General features: G+C 60.4%; 15 protein-coding genes. 12 read left to right on the top strand and 3 right to left on the bottom strand.

Going from position 1 to position 18,604, the window contains the following annotated elements; translation table 11 throughout:
• The first annotated feature begins 86 nt into the window (after positions 1-86).
• Genes OC445_RS14330 through pepN form a run of 6 tightly spaced genes read left to right on the top strand, consistent with a single transcriptional unit; the run spans position 87 to position 6,587 of the window.
• Positions 87-977, top strand: a complete 891-nt coding sequence (locus OC445_RS14330) for an NAD(+) kinase (RefSeq protein WP_003217892.1) — start codon at positions 87-89, stop codon at positions 975-977.
• Complete coding sequence (locus tag OC445_RS14335; protein ID WP_161793215.1) at positions 974-1,948, top strand: metallophosphoesterase; 975 nt, start codon at positions 974-976, stop codon at positions 1,946-1,948. The genes OC445_RS14330 and OC445_RS14335 overlap by 4 nt, the downstream gene beginning before the upstream one ends.
• On the top strand, positions 1,945-2,814 hold the full coding sequence (locus OC445_RS14340; protein ID WP_072448435.1) for a rhomboid family intramembrane serine protease: 870 nt from the start codon (positions 1,945-1,947) through the stop codon (positions 2,812-2,814). Before OC445_RS14335 ends, OC445_RS14340 begins: the two co-directional genes overlap by 4 nt.
• 14 nt (positions 2,815-2,828) lie before the next feature.
• Positions 2,829-3,089 carry a YeaC family protein gene (locus tag OC445_RS14345; protein WP_003190750.1) on the top strand — a complete coding sequence of 87 codons (261 nt, stop codon included), beginning with the start codon at positions 2,829-2,831 and terminating at the stop codon, positions 3,087-3,089.
• Positions 3,086-3,916 carry a DUF2797 domain-containing protein gene (locus OC445_RS14350; protein WP_054920810.1) on the top strand — a complete coding sequence of 277 codons (831 nt, stop codon included), beginning with the start codon at positions 3,086-3,088 and terminating at the stop codon, positions 3,914-3,916. The genes OC445_RS14345 and OC445_RS14350 overlap by 4 nt, the downstream gene beginning before the upstream one ends.
• Positions 3,917-3,929: 13 nt before the next feature.
• Positions 3,930-6,587: an aminopeptidase N gene (pepN, locus tag OC445_RS14355; protein ID WP_262020195.1), complete on the top strand. Its 2,658-nt coding sequence runs from the start codon at positions 3,930-3,932 to the stop codon at positions 6,585-6,587.
• 137 nt (positions 6,588-6,724) lie between these two features.
• Here the strand turns inward: pepN and OC445_RS14360 are convergent, their stop codons facing one another.
• The 3 genes from OC445_RS14360 to OC445_RS14370 are packed head-to-tail and all read right to left on the bottom strand — an operon-like array spanning position 6,725 to position 10,008.
• A complete protein-coding gene (locus OC445_RS14360; RefSeq protein WP_034126050.1) occupies positions 6,725-7,567 on the bottom strand; it encodes a metal-dependent hydrolase in 843 nt (280 codons plus the stop codon).
• A 15-nt stretch (positions 7,568-7,582) separates the two neighbouring features.
• A complete protein-coding gene (locus OC445_RS14365; protein ID WP_127880608.1) occupies positions 7,583-8,473 on the bottom strand; it encodes an SDR family NAD(P)-dependent oxidoreductase in 891 nt (296 codons plus the stop codon).
• Positions 8,470-10,008: a flavin-containing monooxygenase gene (locus OC445_RS14370; protein WP_198791211.1), complete on the bottom strand. Its 1,539-nt coding sequence runs from the start codon at positions 10,006-10,008 to the stop codon at positions 8,470-8,472. The genes OC445_RS14365 and OC445_RS14370 overlap by 4 nt, the downstream gene beginning before the upstream one ends.
• Positions 10,009-10,295: 287 nt before the next feature.
• Here OC445_RS14370 and OC445_RS14375 point away from each other — a divergent pair, with 287 nt between their 5' ends.
• From OC445_RS14375 to OC445_RS14400, 6 genes are all read left to right on the top strand, one after another.
• Positions 10,296-11,294: an alpha/beta fold hydrolase gene (locus tag OC445_RS14375; RefSeq protein WP_198791210.1), complete on the top strand. Its 999-nt coding sequence runs from the start codon at positions 10,296-10,298 to the stop codon at positions 11,292-11,294.
• A gap of 307 nt (positions 11,295-11,601) precedes the next feature.
• Entirely contained in the window at positions 11,602-12,882 is a 1,281-nt protein-coding gene (locus tag OC445_RS14380; protein WP_057974820.1) for an alkane 1-monooxygenase, read from the top strand.
• Positions 12,883-13,007: 125 nt separating this feature from the next.
• A complete protein-coding gene (gene praA / locus OC445_RS14385; protein WP_198791209.1) occupies positions 13,008-13,502 on the top strand; it encodes an alkane oxidation protein activator PraA in 495 nt (164 codons plus the stop codon).
• 135 nt (positions 13,503-13,637) lie between these two features.
• Positions 13,638-14,123 carry an alkane oxidation protein activator PraB gene (gene praB / locus OC445_RS14390; RefSeq protein WP_014718293.1) on the top strand — a complete coding sequence of 162 codons (486 nt, stop codon included), beginning with the start codon at positions 13,638-13,640 and terminating at the stop codon, positions 14,121-14,123.
• 142 nt (positions 14,124-14,265) lie between these two features.
• Entirely contained in the window at positions 14,266-15,711 is a 1,446-nt protein-coding gene (locus OC445_RS14395) for an outer membrane protein transport protein (protein ID WP_089041833.1), read from the top strand.
• 213 nt (positions 15,712-15,924) lie between these two features.
• Positions 15,925-18,435 carry an acyl-CoA dehydrogenase gene (locus OC445_RS14400; RefSeq protein ID WP_262020196.1) on the top strand — a complete coding sequence of 837 codons (2,511 nt, stop codon included), beginning with the start codon at positions 15,925-15,927 and terminating at the stop codon, positions 18,433-18,435.
• Positions 18,436-18,604: the final 169 nt, after the last annotated feature.

Below are 18,604 nucleotides of genomic sequence, written 5' to 3' on the forward strand. Positions count from 1 at the left end.
CTTGGCGGCGACAAAGGATTTTGCCTGAGACGGCCTTTCGCCCATAATCGCTCTTTTTGCCTCACCCCAGATCCCGCAGGAGCCCCATGGAGCAATTTCGCAATATCGGCATTATCGGTCGCCTGGGCAGTACCCAGGTGTTGGACACCGTCCGCCGGCTGAAGAAGTTTCTGCTCGAGCGCCACCTGCATGTGATCCTCGAAGACACCATCGCTGAAATCCTCCCTGGCCACGGCCTGCAAACCTCGTCACGCAAGATGCTCGGCGAGGTGTGCGACATGGTCATCGTGGTCGGTGGCGATGGCAGCCTGCTCGGCGCTGCCCGGGCACTGGCGCGGCATAACGTGCCGGTGCTGGGCATCAACCGTGGCAGCCTGGGCTTTCTGACCGATATACGCCCCGATGAGCTGGAAGTCGAAGTGGCCAAGGTGCTCGACGGCCATTACCTGGTGGAGAACCGCTTCCTGCTGCAGGCCGAAGTGCGCCGCCATGGCGAGGCGATCGGCCAGGGCGATGCCCTCAACGATGTGGTGCTGCACCCGGGCAAATCCACGCGGATGATTGAGTTCGAACTGTATATCGACGGCCAGTTCGTGTGCAGCCAGAAGGCTGACGGCCTGATCGTCGCCACGCCTACCGGCTCAACCGCGTATGCGCTGTCGGCGGGAGGCCCGATCATGCATCCCAAGCTCGATGCCATTGTGATCGTGCCGATGTACCCCCATATGTTGTCCAGTCGGCCAATTGTGGTCGATGGCAACAGTGAGCTGAAAATCGTGGTGTCCAAAGACATGCAAATCTACCCGCAAGTCTCCTGCGACGGGCAGAACCATTTCACCTGCGCCCCCGGTGACACCATCACCGTGAGCAAGAAGGCACAGAAGTTGCGCTTGATCCACCCGCTGGATCACAACTACTACGAAGTGTGCCGCACCAAGTTGGGCTGGGGCAGCCGCTTGGGAGGTGGAGGCGACTGATGCTCGATCCCGCGCGTAGCTACGACCTGATTGGTGACGTGCACGGTTGCGCTCATACCCTTGAGCACTTGCTCGACCAATTGGGTTACCACAAGCAGGGCGGCACTTGGCGCCATCCGTCACGCATGGCTGTGTTCCTGGGCGATATCATCGACCGTGGCCCACGCATCCGTGAGGCGCTGCATATCGTCCACGATATGACCGAGGCCGGCCAGGCGCTGTGCATCATGGGTAACCACGAGTTCAATGCGCTGGGCTGGACCACGCCGGCCCCGCCGGGCAGTGGCAAGCAGTTCGTGCGTGAGCACAACCCGCGCCACGCCCGCTTGATCCAAGAGACCCTGACCCAGTTCGAACACCACCCGGCCGACTGGCACGACTTCCTCGGCTGGTTCTACGACATGCCGCTGTTTGTCGACGCCGGGCGTTTTCGCGTAGTGCACGCGTGCTGGGATGACAGTTTTATCCAGCCGCTGCGCGCCACCTTCCCGGACGGCTGCATCGACCAACACTTCCTGCAAGCCGCCGCCGTACCGGGCAGTTTCGCCTGCAATGCATTCGATCGCCTGTTGCGCGGCACCGATATGCGCCTGCCCGATGGGCTCACCCTGACCGGTGGCGATGGCCTGACGCGTTCGTTCTTTCGCACCAAGTTCTGGGAAGACGACCCCAAGACCTACGGCGACATCGTGTTCCAGCCCGACGCCTTGCCGGAGCCGGTGGCACGCACGCCGTTGTCGTCCACACAAAAGAATTCTTTGCTGCGCTATGGCGTCGATGAACCGCTGTTGTTCGTCGGCCACTACTGGCGCAGCGGCAAACCCGCGCCGATCCGCCCGAACCTGGCCTGCCTGGACTACAGCGCGGTGCTGTACGGCAAGCTGGTGGCGTATCGACTGGACCAGGAAACCCAGCTGGATCCGCGTAAATTCGTATGGGTCGACGTTGAGCGACCAGAGGCCATTCCATGAGTACCGTAGCTGTATTGCGCTTGCCCCTGAGCGTTGACCTGGGTGGTTTCGTCAAGTTGCTGCACCGCATGCAGGTGCCGCACCGCGTCAGCGAGGAGGCCGGTGAACAGGTGCTGTGGGTGCCCGAGGCCATCAGCGACGATGTGCGCGTGTTGTATCAACGCTTCCCCGCTGGCGACCCCGACCAGCAACTGGATATTCCCGAGCAGGCGCCGGTTGCGCGGCCAGGCTTTGTCCAGCAGGTGCGCCACAGCCCAGTCACCGCACTGGTGCTGTTGGCCAGCCTGATTGTGGGTGCGGTGACCCTGCTGGGTGAAAACCTGCAAGCCATGGCCTGGCTGACCTTCCTGCCGTTCCGGGTGCTGGGCGAGTACATCCAGTTCACACCGTTGGCCGACACGCTGGCCTCGGGGCAGTGGTGGCGCCTGGTCACGCCGATGCTCATCCACTTCGGCATCCTGCATCTGGCCATGAACGGCATGTGGTACTGGGAGCTGGGTCGGCGCATTGAAGCGCGCCAGGGCAGCATCAACCTGCTGGGCCTGACCCTGTTGTTCAGCCTGGTCTCCAACTACGCGCAATACGCCTACGGTGGCCCCGGCTTGTTTGGCGGTTTGTCCGGCGTGTTGTACGGCCTGCTCGGGCACTGCTGGATCTTTCAGTTATTGTCGCCCAACCCGGCCTATCGCCTGCCCCGTGGGGTGCTGGTGATGATGCTGGTGTGGTTGCTGCTCTGCCTGTCGGGGCTGGTCTCGATGATCGGTTTCGGCGAAATCGCCAACGCGGCCCATGTGGGCGGGTTGGTCATCGGTTGCTTGACGGGTTTGCTCGGCGGTTTGTACAACCGTCGCAAAGCGTCTCTTTGATAAGGAAGAGCCTTATGTCCTCTTTTGCTGAAATGATCGAAAACATCACCCCGGACATCTACGAGAGCCTCAAGCTCGCGGTAGAGATTGGTAAATGGTCCGATGGCCGCAAGCTCACCGCCGAGCAGCGCGAATTGTCGTTGCAAGCGATGATCGCCTGGGAGATCCAGAACCTGCCCGAAGAACAGCGCACCGGTTATATGGGCCCGCAGGAGTGCGCGTCCAAATCCGCGCCAGTACCGAATATCCTGTTCAAGTCGGATGCGATCCATTGATTGAAATTGGTCGCGGTGCAGTCAGCAAAATGTCGGCGCAACTCGGTGAGCCGACCGTTCAATACGCCTTTCGCCTGGGCGACACCGAGGTGCCGGTCAATCCGTTGATCGGCACCCATGTACGCCTGGAATACCTGGGCGCGATTCATTGCAGCCATTGCGGGCGCAAGACCAAGACCAGCTTCAGCCAGGGCTACTGCTACCCCTGCATGACCAAGCTGGCCCAGTGTGACCTGTGCATCATGAGCCCCGAGCGTTGCCATTACGACGCCGGTACCTGCCGCGATCCGGGCTGGGGCGAGACATTCTGCATGACCGACCACGTGGTGTACCTGGCCAACTCGTCGGGCATCAAGGTCGGCATTACGCGTGCTACGCAGTTGCCCACCCGTTGGCTGGACCAGGGCGCCAGCCAGGCGCTGCCGATCATGCGCGTGGCGACACGCCAGCAATCGGGCTTCGTCGAAGACCTGTTCCGCAGCCAGGTGGCCGACAAGACCAACTGGCGCGCCTTGCTCAAGGGCGACGCGCAAGCGGTGGACCTCAAGCAGGTGCGTGATGAGCTGTTCGCCTCTTGCGCCGAGGGCTTGCTGGGTTTGCAGGAACGCTTTGGCCTGCAAGCCATCCAAACCATTGCCGACATCGAGCCGATTGAAATCCGCTACCCGGTCGAGCAGTATCCGACCAAGATCGTCAGCTTCAACCTGGACAAGAACCCGATTGCCGAAGGCACGCTGCTGGGGATCAAGGGCCAATACCTGATCTTCGACACCGGCGTCATCAACATTCGTAAATACACGGCCTATCAGCTCGCCGTGCATCAGTAGAAGGATCCCCAGCATGCGCACCGAACAACCGAAGATGATTTACCTTAAGGACTATCAGGCGCCGGACTACCTGATCGACGAGACGCACCTGACCTTCGAGTTGTTCGAGGACCACAGCCTGGTCCACGCGCAGCTGGTGATGCGCCGCAACCCCGAGCGCGGCGCCGGTTTGCCGCCATTGGTGCTCGATGGCCAGCAACTTGAGCTGTTGAGTGTCAACCTGGCCGACCAGCCGTTGACGGACGCTGACTACCAGCTGACCGACAGCCACCTGACCGTGCAGCCCAAGAGTGAGACCTTCACCCTCGACTCCACCGTCAAGATCCACCCGGAAACCAACACCGCCCTGGAAGGTTTGTACAAATCCAGCGGTATGTTCTGCACCCAGTGCGAGGCCGAAGGTTTCCGCAAGATCACCTATTACCTCGACCGCCCGGACGTGATGAGTGTGTTCACCACCACGGTGATCGCCGAGCAACACAGCTACCCGGTGCTGTTGTCCAACGGCAATCCGATTGCCAGCGGCCCTGGCGAAGACGGCCGGCATTGGGCGACCTGGGAAGATCCGTTCAAGAAGCCGGCGTACCTGTTTGCGCTGGTGGCCGGTGACCTGTGGTGCGTCGAAGACAGCTTCACCACCATGACCAACCGCGAAGTCGCGTTGCGCATCTACGTCGAGCCGGAAAATATCGACAAGTGCCAGCACGCCATGACCAGCCTGAAAAAATCCATGCGCTGGGACGAAGAAACCTATGGTCGCGAGTACGACCTCGACATCTTTATGATCGTGGCGGTCAACGATTTCAACATGGGCGCCATGGAGAACAAGGGCCTTAACATCTTCAACTCCAGCGCCGTGCTGGCCCGCGCCGAAACCGCTACAGACGCCGCTCACCAGCGCGTTGAAGCCATCGTCGCCCACGAATACTTCCATAACTGGTCGGGCAACCGCGTGACCTGCCGCGACTGGTTCCAACTGTCGCTCAAGGAAGGCTTCACCGTGTTCCGTGACTCGGGCTTCTCTGCCGACATGAACTCGGCCACGGTCAAACGCATCCAGGACGTGGCGTACCTGCGTACCCACCAGTTCGCTGAAGATGCCGGCCCCATGGCCCACGCCGTGCGCCCGGACAGCTTTATCGAGATCTCCAACTTCTACACCCTGACCGTGTATGAAAAGGGCTCGGAAGTGGTCGGCATGATCCACACCTTGCTCGGTGCCGAGGGCTTTCGCAAAGGCAGCGACCTGTATTTCGAACGCCATGACGGCCAGGCCGTGACCTGCGACGACTTCATCAAGGCCATGGAAGACGCCAATGGCGCCGACCTCAGCCAGTTCAAGCGCTGGTACAGTCAGGCCGGTACCCCGCGCCTGGCGGTAAGCGAGGCTTACGATGCGGCGGCCAAGACCTACAGCCTGACCTTCCGCCAGAGCTGCCCGCCGACTCCGGACAAGGTCGAGAAATTGCCCTTTGTGATCCCGGTGGAGCTGGGCTTGCTGGACGGGCAGGGCGCCGGCATTGCCTTGCGCCTGGCCGGTGAAGCGACAGCGGGCGACACTTCGCGGGTAGTCTCGGTGACCGAAGCGGAGCAGACGTTTACCTTCGTCGACATCGCTGAAAAACCCTTGCCTTCGTTGCTGCGTGGTTTCTCGGCGCCGGTGAAGCTCAGCTTCCCCTACAGCCGCGATCAACTGATGTTCCTGATGCAGCACGACAGCGACGGTTTCAACCGCTGGGATGCTGGCCAGCAGTTGGCGGTGCAGGTATTGCAGGAACTGATCGGCCAGCACCAGGCAGGCCAGCCGCTGAAGCTTGATCAGCGCTTGATCGACGCGCTGCGCACGGTGTTGAGCGATGAAAGACTGGACCAGGCCATGGTCGCCGAAATGCTCTCGCTGCCGAGTGAAGCCTACCTCACGGAAATCAGCGAAGTGGCGGATGTGGATGCCATCCACGCTGCCCGCGAATTTGCCCGCAAGCAACTGGCCGACAACCTGTTCGAAGGCTTGTGGCTGCGCTACCAGGCCAACCGCGAGCTGTCCAAGCAAACGCCTTACGTGGCAGAAGCCGAGCACTTCGCCCGCCGTGCGCTGCAGAACATCGCGCTGTCTTACTTGATGCTCAGCGGCAAGCCAGAAGTGTTGGCGGCCACCCTGGATCAGTTCGACACCAGCGATAACATGACCGAACGCCTGACGGCGTTGGCGGTGTTGGTGAACTCGCCGTTCGAAGCAGAGAAAGCCCAGGCCTTGGCGGTGTTTGCCGAAAACTTCAAGGACAACCCGCTGGTCATGGACCAATGGTTCAGCGTACAGGCCGGCAGCACCTTGCCGGGCGGGCTGGCACGGGTCAAGGCGTTGATGGAGCACCCGGCGTTCACCATCAAGAACCCCAACAAGGTGCGCGCGCTGGTGGGCGCATTTGCCGGGCAGAACCTGATCAACTTCCATGCGGCGGATGGCTCGGGCTACCGTTTCCTGACGGACCTGGTGATCCAGCTCAATACGTTGAACCCGCAGATCGCCTCGCGCCAACTGGCGCCGCTGACACGCTGGCGTAAATACGACAGCGCACGGCAGGCGCTGATGAAAGCGGAGCTGGAGCGCATCCTGGGTGCGGGTGAGCTGTCCAGCGATGTGTTTGAGGTGGTCAGCAAGAGCCTGGCGTAAACCTCATTGCTTTATGTAGGAGCGAGCTTGCTCGCGAGGAACTCACAGGCGCCGCGTTCATTCAGGAAGCACGCGTCATCGTTGACGTTTTTCGCGAGCAAGCTCGCTCCTACAGGCGGCAGGATTGATCCCTGGCACTAGGCCGATTCATAGCTGCGGCGCGTGCGCTCTATCTCTTCGACCAACCGGTCAATGCCCGCCAACCGTGCTCGGTTGTCATGATCCCAAGGATGAAAGCCCGGCTTGAAATAATGCAGCCACGGCCGGAACATCCGTGGAAACACCCCCTTGGGCCCATACAAGAACTTCACCATGCGCCACAAGCCCTTCAGCGTGCCGCCCGAAGTGCGGTCGGCAATCAACAGGCGCACGTGAAAATCCAGCACCACCACCCAGAACAGCACGCTGGTGGTCAGCATGGTCCCCGTGCGCAGCAGGTAACGTGCAGGCCCTGGTTTGATCACCCTGTTCCACACATCGAACGCCACGGCTTTGTGTTCGGTTTCTTCCAGGGCGTGCCAGTACCACATCTGCTGGTAACCCTTGAGTGAGTCGCCAAAGCGCGACGGGTCGCTCAGCAGGATTTCGGCGAGCATGGCGGTGTAGTGTTCCAGGGCGATGGTCACCGCCAGGTTGAACGACGGCGGCAGGTGTTTTTTCTGCAGGTCGAGGAAGAACTTCAAGCGTCGGTCAAGGGTGTGCGCCGGCAGGCCGGCCGCTTGCAGCAAGTCGTTATACGCCACGTGTTCACGGCTGTGCATGGCCTCCTGGCCGATAAACCCCTGGATCTCTTTTTTCAGTTCGGCATCATCGATCTGCCCACGGTAGTGGCGCACGCTGTCCATGAAGAACAGCTCGCCCTGGGGAAACAGCAACGACAGGGCATTGAAGAAATGGCTGACCACAGGCCCTTGTTCGTGCCAGTTCTTGATGCGCTCGGCAGGCAAGGCAAAACGGATATCGCGACGGATCGGCAGCATGGTGCGTTCTCCTGTTCAGAGTCGAGGCTCGTCGTTGGTTTCAAACACCGGCGTGCGCGGCTTGGGCGCCATGCGCTTGCTGGCGAACACCACCAGAGCCTGATAGGCCGCCGGCAGGCAACGGGCGAGCAGGTCGAGGAAATAGGCATCGCGGCCAATCAGCACGCGACGCTTGTTTTTGCGTACGCCTTGCAGGATCACTTTGGCGGCCTGGTCAGCGTCGGTGATGAAGAGTTTTTCGAAATCGGCGCGGGCTTGTTGCTCGCTGTGGATGAGAAAGCCGGTCATGTTCGCGTCGATGCGGCTGCTGCGGCAGATGTCGGTACGAATGCCACCGGGGTGTACACAGGTGGCCGACACGCCGCAGCGTTGCAGGTCGAGTTCCTGGCGCAAGGCTTCGGTGAAGCCGCGTACCGCGAACTTTGTAGCGTTGTAGCCGCTCATGCCGGGCTGGGCGAACAGGCCGAACACGCTGGACGTATTGATGATATGCCCGTCGCCGCTGGCCTTGAGGTACGGCAGGAATGCCTTGGTGCCATGCACCACTCCCCAGAAGTTGATGCCGACGATCCATTCCAGGTCGGCGTAATCCACGCCTTCGACGGTGCTCGACAGCGCCACCCCGGCATTATTGAAGACCAGGTTGACCTTGCCGTGCTCGGCCGCGCAGCGTGCTGCCCAATCGTGCATGGCCTGGCGGTCGGACACGTCCAGCACTTGGGTGGTGACAGTGACGGGCGACAAGGTCGAGGTGCGGATCAGCGCCAGGGTCTGTTCCAGGCCCTGGCTGTTTTTGTCTGCCAGCGCCAGGTGACACCCTTCCCGCGCCAGCGCCAGGGCCAGTGCGCGGCCCATGCCGGAAGCCGCGCCGGTGATCGCCGCGACGCGGCCGTTGAATGACTTCATGACAGGCTGCCTTCTGTGGTGGAGTGGGGCGTTGCAACCGCTCGCGGCAGGGCGGGCGCCGGCGCCTGGCTGACGCTGTAGTCCTTGAGGGCAAAATGCCGGGTGACCTGTTTGAAGCGCCAGGTCGAGCCGGGCCACAGCGTGGTGTTCTTGCCGGTGCGCGGGTCGAGGTACCAGCTCTGGCAGCCGCCGGTGTTCCAGATGGTGCGCTTGAGCTTGTCCTGCAACTGCTGGTTGTAGGCGTGCTCCACGGCGGGCTTGACCTCTACCGTGGTAAGGCGCTGGCGCTGCATGTGTTTCAGGGCGTCGAGGATGTACGCGACCTGGGCCTCGATCATCAGGATCATCGAGTTATGCCCCAGGCCGGTGTTGGGGCCCACGATCAGAAACAGGTTCGGGTAGCCCGACACAGTGGTGCCTTTGTAGGCATGGGCGCCATCGCGCCAGGCGTCCATCAGGTCGATGCCGTCACGGCCGATGATGCAGCCACGGGGCAACGGGTCGCTGGCCTGGAAACCCGTGCCGAAGATCAGGCAATCGGCGGGGTGCTTGATACCGTCGGCGGTAATCACGCCGTCGGCTTCGATGCGCAGTACGCTGTCGGTGACCACCTCGACATTGCTGCGCGAGAGTGCCGGGTAGTAGTCGTTGGAGATCAACACCCGCTTGCAGCCGATGGTGTAGTCCGGCGTCAGGGTTTTGCGCAGGGAAGGGCGGGCCACTTGTTTGCGCAGATGACGCAGGGCGATTTTCTGCACCATTTTCATCAGGCGTGGATGCAGGGCAAAGCCCACCACACGGCCTTCCAGCGCCCAGTAAAGCGCAGCGCGCACCAGCCTTTGGGTGAGCGGTACATGCTTGAACAACCAGCGTTCGAACGCTGAAATCGGCCGATCAGGCTTGGGCATGATCCACGGCGGTGTGCGCTGGAACAGGTCCAGGTGCGCTACCTGTGGTGCGATCTGCGGCACGAACTGGATGGCGCTGGCACCGGTGCCGATCACCGCCACGCGCTTGCCCTTCAAGGAGTACTCGTGATCCCACTGCTGGGAGTGGAAGCGCTTGCCCTTGAAACTGTCCAGCCCTGGGATATCCGGCATTGCCGGGCGCGACAAGCCCCCCATTCCCGACACCAGCACCCGTGCGCTGACCTGGCGGCCGTCGCTGAAGGTCAGCTGCCAGCGCTGCTGCTGTTCATCAAACACCGCACGTTGCAGGCCCATGCCAAAGCGCAGGTAGGGCGCCAGTTCGAAGCGCCTGGCGCAGTCTTCCAGATAGGCGCGGATCTCGGGTTGCGCCGCAAACTGTCGCGTCCAGTTCGGGTTGGGCGCAAAGGAAAACGAATACACATGGGACTGCACGTCGCAGGCGCAACCTGGGTAGTGGTTGTCGCGCCACGTGCCGCCGAGGGTCTGGGCCTGTTCGGCAATAAAGAAGTCGGTGAGCCCGGCTTCCTTGAGTTTGATCGCCATGCACAGGCCCGCGAACCCGGAGCCAATGATGGCGATGTCAATTGAGTCGCTGGGGGCATTCATAGGGCTGCCTCATCAATAAAGCGTGTGGGCATCGGATGTGCTCCTGTTTTTGTTTTGTCTTTTAGATAGAACACCATTGCAAAGGAAAATTGAATTATTTATTTTAAAAAAGATTTTAAATAATCTACCTGAAAAATTCGCCTACGCTAGGGCCTTGTTGCGCATGAGCGATTTGTCCGACGGACGAACGTGGTATGCATGAAGTGTAGGTCCAGGGTGTGGACGATGGCTGGGGCCAGATCAATTCCGGTCGGGTCGCCAGCAGCAGGGAAGCAGAGGACCGAGCTATGGCTGTCGAATGGGTTGTCGCTGCGGGAGTGCTGGCAGGCGCCAGTGCTGCGTTGTGGGGCTTGAGTGCCTGGATGACGCGGCGCATTGAAGCGACTGTGCCGATCAACGGGCGCTTCGTCGAGGTGGATGGCGAGCGCTTTCATTATGTCGAAGAGGGCAAGGGCCCGCCGCTGGTGATGATTCACGGGCTGATGGGCAGTAGTCGCAACCTGACCTATGCCTTGTCCGGTCAGTTGCGTGAGCATTTTCGGGTCATCAGCCTCGACCGGCCGGGCTCAGGCTATTCCACCCGGCACAGCGGCACGCCGGCAGACTTGCCGGCCCAGGCGCGACAAATCGCGGCCTTCATCAATACGCTGGATCTGGGTAAACCGCTGATACTGGGGCACTCCCTGGGCGGAGCGATTGCCCTGGCGCTGGCCCTCGACCATCCCCATGCCGTATCCGGGCTGGTGCTGGTTGCGCCCTTGACTCACCCCCAACGCATGCTGCCGCTGGTGTTCCTGTCTCTGGCCGTGCGCCCGGCCTGGCTGCGGCGCTGGGTAGCGCACACCTTGACCCTGCCCATCGGCCTGCTGACCAAAGACTCGGTGGTGAAGGGCGTATTTGCCCCCGATCCTGCGCCGCCGGACTTCGCCACCCGTGGCGGCGGTTTGCTGGGCATGCGACCCGACAATTTCTACGCGGCGTCCACCGAGATCAACCGGGCCAACGACCATCTGCCGGAGATGGTCAAGCGCTACTCCCGATTGACCCTGCCCATCGGCCTGATCTACGGGGCGCAGGACAAGGTGCTCGACTTCCAGAAACACGGCCAGGCCCTGGCCAGCAAGGTGCCAGGGCTGAAAATGCAGGTGATTGAAGGCCGTGGGCATATGTTGCCGATCACCGCCACCGAGCGCGTGGCGGCGCTGGTGGAGCAGGTGGCCAAGCGGGCTCGACCCGGCGAGAGCGTCCGGCCGATAAACCCACCTGTCGCCCTGGCGAGCCAGTAACAGCGCCACCTGACTGCGGCGCCTGGCGTTGACGCCTGCCCCTGAGTACCTGACCAAACGGCTGAAAAGAGACTGCTCGGTCACGGAAAAAAGGGCTGGAGAAACTAGTTGACGACCTAACGATTCCGCGCTATTTATTTAAAAAAATTATTTCAATGTGTAATTTGAAATTATTTTTGAAATGCCTAAGAGCGAATAAAATAATGAAAAAAACGCCTTTTATCGCATGGTTGATTTCCAGGAGCAGTCAACGCTCCGTATATCTGTCGTCTGCCTCGTTGCCCACCGAATGCGTTCGGAGGCTGCCATGAACCAGACTCTGGCAGCCCCGCATGTCTGGGCCGACGGCAAACGCCACCTGTGGTGGCTCGGCATCATGCCGCTGGCGACGCCCTTGCTCTCCGGCGCCCTTGCCATCACCACAGGCGTGCAACAACTGTGGTGGGTGGGCGTGCTGGTGATCTTCGGCTTGATCCCGCTGATTGACGGCCTGCTCGGCGAAGACGTCAGCAACCCGCCCGAATCTGCGGTCAGCCACCTTGAATCCCAACGCTACTACCGCTGGATCGTCTACACCGGCGTGCTGTTTGTGATTGCCTCGGTGGTCATCACCGGTTGGCTCGCTGCGGGCGGTATAGACTGGATCATCAACGGCGGCCTGTTGCACGCCACGGCCACCCTGGAACCCTCGAACTGGCTGGCCAGGACCGCCGCGTTCATCACCGCCCGCACTGAACTTCACGGTGCAGTCAGCTGGTTGACTTATGTGGGCATGGCCATGTCCACCGGTGCCGCCACCGGTATTGCTATCAATACCGCCCATGAACTAGGGCACAAACCCAAACCCCTGGAAGTGTTCCTGGCCAAGGTCACCCTGGCGCCGACCTTCTACGGCCACTTCTACACCGAACATAACCGTGGCCATCACGTACGGGTCGCCACTCCGGAAGACCCCGCCAGCTCGCGCCTCGGTGAAAGTTTCTGGGCATTCCTGCCGCGTTCGGTGTGGTTCAGCGCTGTGTCGGCCTGGAACCTGGAGCGCGAACGCCTGCGCAAACTCGGCCTGCCGGCCCTGCACTGGAAGAACGCGGTGCTCAGCGCCTGGATGTATAGCGTGGTGTTGTGGGGCGCAATGATTGCCTGGCTGGGGGCGGCGGTAATTCCGTTCCTGATTATCCAGGGCATCTACGGGTTCTCGTTGCTGGAAGTGGTGAACTACGTCGAGCATTACGGCCTCAAGCGTCAGAAGTTGCCCAATGGCCGTTATGAACGCTGCTCACCGCGTCACTCGTGGAACAGTAATCGAATTGTCACCAATATCTTTCTGTTCCAGTTGCAGCGCCACTCCGATCACCATGCCAACCCCACGCGTAGTTATCAGTCGCTGCGTCACTTTGATGAATCACCGCAACTTCCGTATGGCTACGCCAGCATGATTGTCTGGGCTTATGTGCCGTACTTGTGGCGGCGTCGCATGGACCATCGTGTACTGAATCACTATGCCGGCGATATCAACCTGACCAATCTTCAGCCGTCAAAGCGCTTGAAGTACCTGGAGAAGTACAGCGGCACTGCCAAGCCGTTTTGAGATGAAGTAAGCCTTCAGGGTGTACTCGGGATCTGTGTATCGCGCAGGTCCCTGTCGCCCGGCGTTTTGAGTGCAAGCACCTGGTTTGACCCTACAACAATAATTTCAAGGGAAGGACGTACACCATGCAAAGTTCTGCCAAGTTCACCGCCCACATCCTGTTGGCGGCCATGGGCCTGATTGCTTACCACCAGGCCCAGGCTGCGCGTATCGAACCCGCTGGCAGTGCCTTCACCGCCCAAGGACCTATCAGCTTTTCCAAAGGCAAGCTCATCAGTGCCGACTGCACCATCAAGGTAGCCGGCAAGGTTACAGCCGATGGTTCATCGGTGAATGTCGACAAAGTCGAGTTCGACGGTGGCCTCAAGTGCAGTCGTGTCGAAGCCATCAACTTGCCCTGGGTGTTAATCGCCAAAGATACAAAAAGCGGCTCCATGTCGAAGATCAGCGTGGACGTGCATGCCTTTGGCCTGGGCGGCAAGTGTGGGCCGTCGACGGCCGACGGGACTTGGGATAACGCCACCGGCAAGTTGGAAGCCGTTGATGTTGCGATTGGCGAAGACTGCAAGATCAAGACGGTGTCGATCAAGATGCCGCCCAACTTCAAAGTTGTCGAATAATACGTTCCGACAGTTGTAGCGGTAAATGCATTGAAATTTGGCTGGAAAGGGAAGTTCTGCAGTTTCACCGTGACCTCTCGATCATGGCCATTACCCCCTGGCGAAATGAATCGCCATAACATGTGAGGAAAAACAATGAAAAGCTTGAAAACCCTCGTTTGTGCAACCTCGTTTGCTCTGTGCTTTGGTGCCGCCTCCATGGCGAGCGCGGCTTCCGTTTCTCCAGACGGTCCGTTCTCGACTAATGCCGGTACCATCGTGGTGAAGTCGCCCTCATCCTTTGGTGCGGCAGTGACTTGCGGCATTACCTTTACCGGCAACGTTAGCGGTGGCGTGGCTTCTATCAACGGTGCTTCCTTGACCGGCGGCGGCCTATGCGCACTGCCCACGCTGACTAACCTGCCTTGGGTTCTTACCGCTGCGACGGGCACCACCGGCACCGTGACCAACGTAGGCTACAAAATCTCCTCGATTCCGGCCACTAACTGCGGCCCTACCACCATTGCCGTGGCTTGGACTCCTGGTACCAAAACACTTTCGGCTACCAATCAGTCGCTGACCGGCAACTGCACTGTCGTATCGCTGAATGTTGTTGCCCCGACGCTGACGGTTAACCCGTAAGCATGTGACTCCAGAGGGCTGATCACCCGTTGAAAGGCCGATGCCTCATGCGAGGCATCGGTTGGGCAGGGTACTTACGGTCTGCCTACGGCCACACGACCCACCGGCAGGGGCCGGGCGAAATAATAATAAGGAGCAGCGCATGAATAATAAGAAACAACACGCTCACACGTTACTGGGGTTGGCGCTGTTGGGAGGCTTGATGACCACAGGAAATGTGCAGGCGGGCGGCTTCTCCACGCCAACCTACGGTGCGCCTGGCTGGGGGCGCGCGTTTGGTGGCGGTTCATTGTTCAAGAACGACCCCAGTGCCGCGTACAACAACCCGGCGGCCATGGCGTTCATCGATTCAACCATCGTGCAGCAGACCGTCGATTACGCCCGGATCAAGATCAAATATTCTGGCCAGGCGTATGACCATAACGGTAACCCGGTGACCAATACGCCGGTGCTGGATGATCAGGGCAACCTGGGCGATCCGACGCTGAATACGAATAATGGCGGCCAGGGTGGTTTCACCGCATGGCTACCTACTGGCTTTATGGTCATGCCCATCGGCGACCGTTTTGCTTTTGGCCTGAGCCAAGTCGTACCGCAAGGCATGAAAAGTACGTGGAACGAAAACTCTAAGCTGCGAGATTTCGCCGTTGACACCAAGATCGAGACCATTGGCCTGACAGGCTCCTTGTCATTCAAGGTCAATGATGAGTTTTCCGTCGGTGCCGGTGCCATCGTTCAACGTAGCCAAGGGAACGTCAGCCAGAACGTTGACCTGCTGGCTGCCGCGGATGTCTCTCCCGGTCTGGGAGGCACCGGTTTTCCGACCGGCGTCGGGCATTCCTTGATACGCGTGAAAGTCGACAATATCTCAGTGGGCTGGTTTGGCGGCGTGGTTTGGAAGCCGACAGCGCAAGACACGCTGGGCGTGAATTATCACGCCAAGATCAAAAACAAGATGACGGGCAAGTACGACGTTTATACAGACGCGATTGGCCGTAACGCGATGACCAACCCGATTGGTCCGAACGGCGAAACGCTGGTTGAAATGGCCTACCCTGGTCTCAAACTGTTCCCGGATGGCGCGCATGCCAGTGCTCAATTGGATATCCCGGCGACGGCGGCGATTGACTGGGTCCACCAGTTCAATGAGCGCTGGACGCTGGGCGTGAGTGCCCAGTGGACAGAGTGGTCCTCGTTCAAGGACCTCACGCTCAAGTCACAAGGCTCGACCATCGTTGCCATACCCTACAACTACAAGAACGCGTGGATGACTTCTATCGGCGGCGACTACAAAGCGACCGACGAACTCACCCTCCGTGCCGGCGTGGCTTACGACCAGACACCGACCCGAAACTCCACCCGTGACCCTCGGATCCCCGACGGGGATCGCTACTTCCTTGCGTTTGGTGCAGGTTATGACATCAAGGCGGTACCAGGCCTGTCGGTGGATGCCGCCTACTCGCACCAATTCGTCCAGAAGGTCAATCTGAAGACCAAGAACGTTGACCGCCTTGGAGGCGCGCAGCTGGACGGCAAAGCTGAATCCTCAGGTGACGTGGTCAGCCTGTCGGCGACTTATAAGTTCTGAAGCGCGTGCAAGGCAGGGCACTCAGCGCATCTGGAGGCCTTGCCATGGCTTTCGTTTTCGGCGACGTACGTTGATTCCTTCTTTCGTCAGGCTGACCCGGTCAGCCTATTTTTTCGGCAAGGAATTAAATAAATATTTCAAAACAAAATTTGAATTAATGATTTGAAGTTTGTAGTGTGGTTTCACGTCCTGAATCAAGTAGAGGTCTCCCCCATGCTTATCTGGTTATTGGTGGGTATCGCAGCAGCGATTGCCCTGGCTTACCGACAAGCCGCCGCCGCCCTGTGGCTAAGCGCCGGCATCCTTTGGCTGGCGGTTGGTTACCTGTTCAACGCGGTGGCCGGCCTGGGCCTTACTGTCGCGGCTTTGCTGGTGGTGCTGCCCGCCTTGGTGCTGGCAATCAAACCCCTGCGCCGCAAGCTGCTGACCACCAAGGCTCTGGGCCTGTTTCGCACGATCATGCCGGCGATGTCCGATACCGAACGTGCGGCGATAGAGTCCGGCACCGTGTGGTGGGATGCCGAGCTGTTCAGCGGCAAGCCCGACTGGCAGCGCCTGCTGCAAGCCGCGCCGGCCAGCCTGAGCGCGGAGGAGCAAGCCTTCCTCGACAACGAAGTCGAAACCCTGTGCGACATCGCCAACGACTGGGAAACCACGCAGGTCTGGCAGGACATGTCCCCAGAGGGCTGGCAGTACACCAAGGATGCCGGGTTCCTCGGCATGATCATTCCCAAGCAGTACGGCGGCAAAGGCTTCTCCCACTACGCCCATTCCCAGGTGGTGATGAAGCTGTCGACACGCTGCTCGGCGGCAGCGATTTCGGTGATGGTCCCCAATTCCCTGGGCCCGGCCGAGCTGCTGCTGCATTACGGCACCGACGCCCAGCGCAACTACTACCTGCCGCGCCTGGCACGCGGTGACGACATTCCGTGTTTCGCCCTGACCAGCCCGTATGCCGGCTCGGATGCAGGCGCGATCCCCGACCTGGGCATTGTCTGCAAAGGCATGCATGAGGGCGAGCAAGTACTGGGTTTCAAAGTGACCTGGGACAAGCGTTACATCACCCTCGGCCCGATTGCCACGGTGCTGGGCCTGGCGTTCCGTGCCGAAGACCCGCAGGGCCTGCTTGGCGCGCCAGGTTCCCTGGGCATTACCTGTGCGTTGATCCCCACCTCCCATCCAGGGGTGAACAGCGGCCGGCGTCACTGGCCGTTGAATGCGGTATTCCAGAATGGTCCTACCACCGGCAAGGATGTGTTCATTCCCTTGGAGTGGGTGATCGGTGGCCGCGAACAAATCGGCAACGGCTGGCGCATGTTGATGGAATGCCTGGCGGCAGGTCGGGCGATTTCCCTGCCTTCGGCCAACGTCGGCCTGGGTAAAGTGGCGGTGCGCGGTACCACAGCCTATGCGGCGATGCGCAAGCAATTCGGCCTGCCCATCGGCAAGTTCGAAGGTGTACAGGCGCCGCTGGCGCGCATGGCCGGGCATCTGTATGCCTGTGATGCGGTGCGCAAGGTGTCGGTGGCATCCCTGGACGCCGGCGAGAAACCGTCGGTGATCTCGGCCATTGCCAAGTACCACGTCACAGAGCGGGCGCGCATCATCGTCAACGAGGGCATGGACATCGTCGCCGGCAAAGGCATCTGCATGGGCCCCAATAACTTCCTCGCCCGTGCCTACCAGCAAAGTCCCATCGCCATTACGGTGGAGGGCGCGAACATCATGACCCGATGCCTGATCATCTTTGGCCAGGGCTTGATTCGTTGCCATCCCTACGTGTTCCGCGAGATGGAGGCGGCGCACAACCCCGACCGGCGCAAGGCACTGGAAGACTTCGACAGCGCAATGTTTGGCCATGTGAGTTTTGTCGTGGCCAACACCGTACGCGCAGCGGTGCATGCCCTGACCGGCGGGCGCCTGATTGCGGCGCCGGCCAAGACCGACCCGGCGCTGGCTGCCTACTACCGCCAGGCCAATCGGCTGTCGGTGGTGCTGGCGCTGATCTCGGATATCTCCATGGGCGTGCTGGGCGGTGCCCTCAAGCGCAAGGAAAGTATTACCGGGCGCCTGGGGGATATTTTGTCGCAGCTGTACATCCTGTCTTGCGTGCTCAAGCGCTTCGAGGATGACGGCAGGCCCCAGGCGGACTTGCCGCTGGTGCACTGGGCGGCCCAGGACGCCTTGTTGCGCGCCCACGAAGCCTTGGCCGAAGTGCTCGACAACTACCCTTCAAAACCCGCAGCAGCAGTAGTGCGCACCTTGAGCTTTCCGTTTGGCATCCCGCTGCGCAAACCGTCGGACCGCCTGTTGGCGCAGGTGGCGGAGGTGGTGCAGACCCCTGGCGAGACCCGCGACCGTTTGCTGGCCAACTCCTACATCCCACGTCCGGAAGTCGACAAGCTGGCCTACGGCGAATTGGGTTTCCGTTTGCTGCCACAAGTGGAGCTGATCGAGGCGCGGCTAAAGCCCGCCATCAAGCAAGGTCTGCTCGGCCCGCTGCCGATTTCTGCCACGGCCTTCACCGATTGGCGCGTGAAGGCGCGGGCGCTGGATTTGATCAGCGACGACGAAGACGCCTTGCTGGCGCGCTATGTGCAATACGCCGACCACGGTATCCAGGTGGACGACTTTCCCCAGGACTTTGGTTTGCTGGAGGCTCTGCAGCAGCGTAAGCAGGCGCTCGAGCCGGTGGCCAAACGGCGCAGCGTCCCGGTCAATTAAGAGAAAACCCGGTCCACAGGTGGGAACTGCTTGCCTTGAATACCAGGCAGAAGGCTTTTTGTAGGAGCGAGCTTGCTCGCGAAGAACTCACAGGCGCCGCGTTGATTCAGGAAGCCAGCGTTATCGTTGACGTTTTTCGCGAGCAAGCTCGCTCCTACAGAGGGCTATC

Source organism: Pseudomonas sp. Pse35 (genome assembly GCF_024519715.1).
GTDB classification, from domain to species: Bacteria; Pseudomonadota; Gammaproteobacteria; order Pseudomonadales; family Pseudomonadaceae; genus Aquipseudomonas; species Aquipseudomonas paracarnis.

Bases quoted from the DNA above. Each gene is read 5' to 3' on its own strand.
- OC445_RS14345 (WP_003190750.1), top strand. From the start codon at position 2,829: ATGTCCTCTTTTGCTGAAATGATCGAAAACATCACCCCGGACATCTAC.
- OC445_RS14400 (WP_262020196.1), top strand. From the start codon at position 15,925: ATGCTTATCTGGTTATTGGTGGGTATCGCAGCAGCGATTGCCCTGGCT.
- pepN (WP_262020195.1), top strand. From the start codon at position 3,930: ATGCGCACCGAACAACCGAAGATGATTTACCTTAAGGACTATCAGGCG.
- praA (WP_198791209.1), top strand. From the start codon at position 13,008: ATGCAAAGTTCTGCCAAGTTCACCGCCCACATCCTGTTGGCGGCCATG.
- OC445_RS14395 (WP_089041833.1), top strand. From the start codon at position 14,266: ATGAATAATAAGAAACAACACGCTCACACGTTACTGGGGTTGGCGCTG.
- OC445_RS14340 (WP_072448435.1), top strand. From the start codon at position 1,945: ATGAGTACCGTAGCTGTATTGCGCTTGCCCCTGAGCGTTGACCTGGGT.
- OC445_RS14375 (WP_198791210.1), top strand. From the start codon at position 10,296: ATGGCTGTCGAATGGGTTGTCGCTGCGGGAGTGCTGGCAGGCGCCAGT.
- OC445_RS14330 (WP_003217892.1), top strand. From the start codon at position 87: ATGGAGCAATTTCGCAATATCGGCATTATCGGTCGCCTGGGCAGTACC.
- OC445_RS14365 (WP_127880608.1), bottom strand. From the start codon at position 8,473: ATGAAGTCATTCAACGGCCGCGTCGCGGCGATCACCGGCGCGGCTTCC.
- OC445_RS14380 (WP_057974820.1), top strand. From the start codon at position 11,602: ATGAACCAGACTCTGGCAGCCCCGCATGTCTGGGCCGACGGCAAACGC.
- praB (WP_014718293.1), top strand. From the start codon at position 13,638: ATGAAAAGCTTGAAAACCCTCGTTTGTGCAACCTCGTTTGCTCTGTGC.
- OC445_RS14360 (WP_034126050.1), bottom strand. From the start codon at position 7,567: ATGCTGCCGATCCGTCGCGATATCCGTTTTGCCTTGCCTGCCGAGCGC.
- OC445_RS14370 (WP_198791211.1), bottom strand. From the start codon at position 10,008: ATGAATGCCCCCAGCGACTCAATTGACATCGCCATCATTGGCTCCGGG.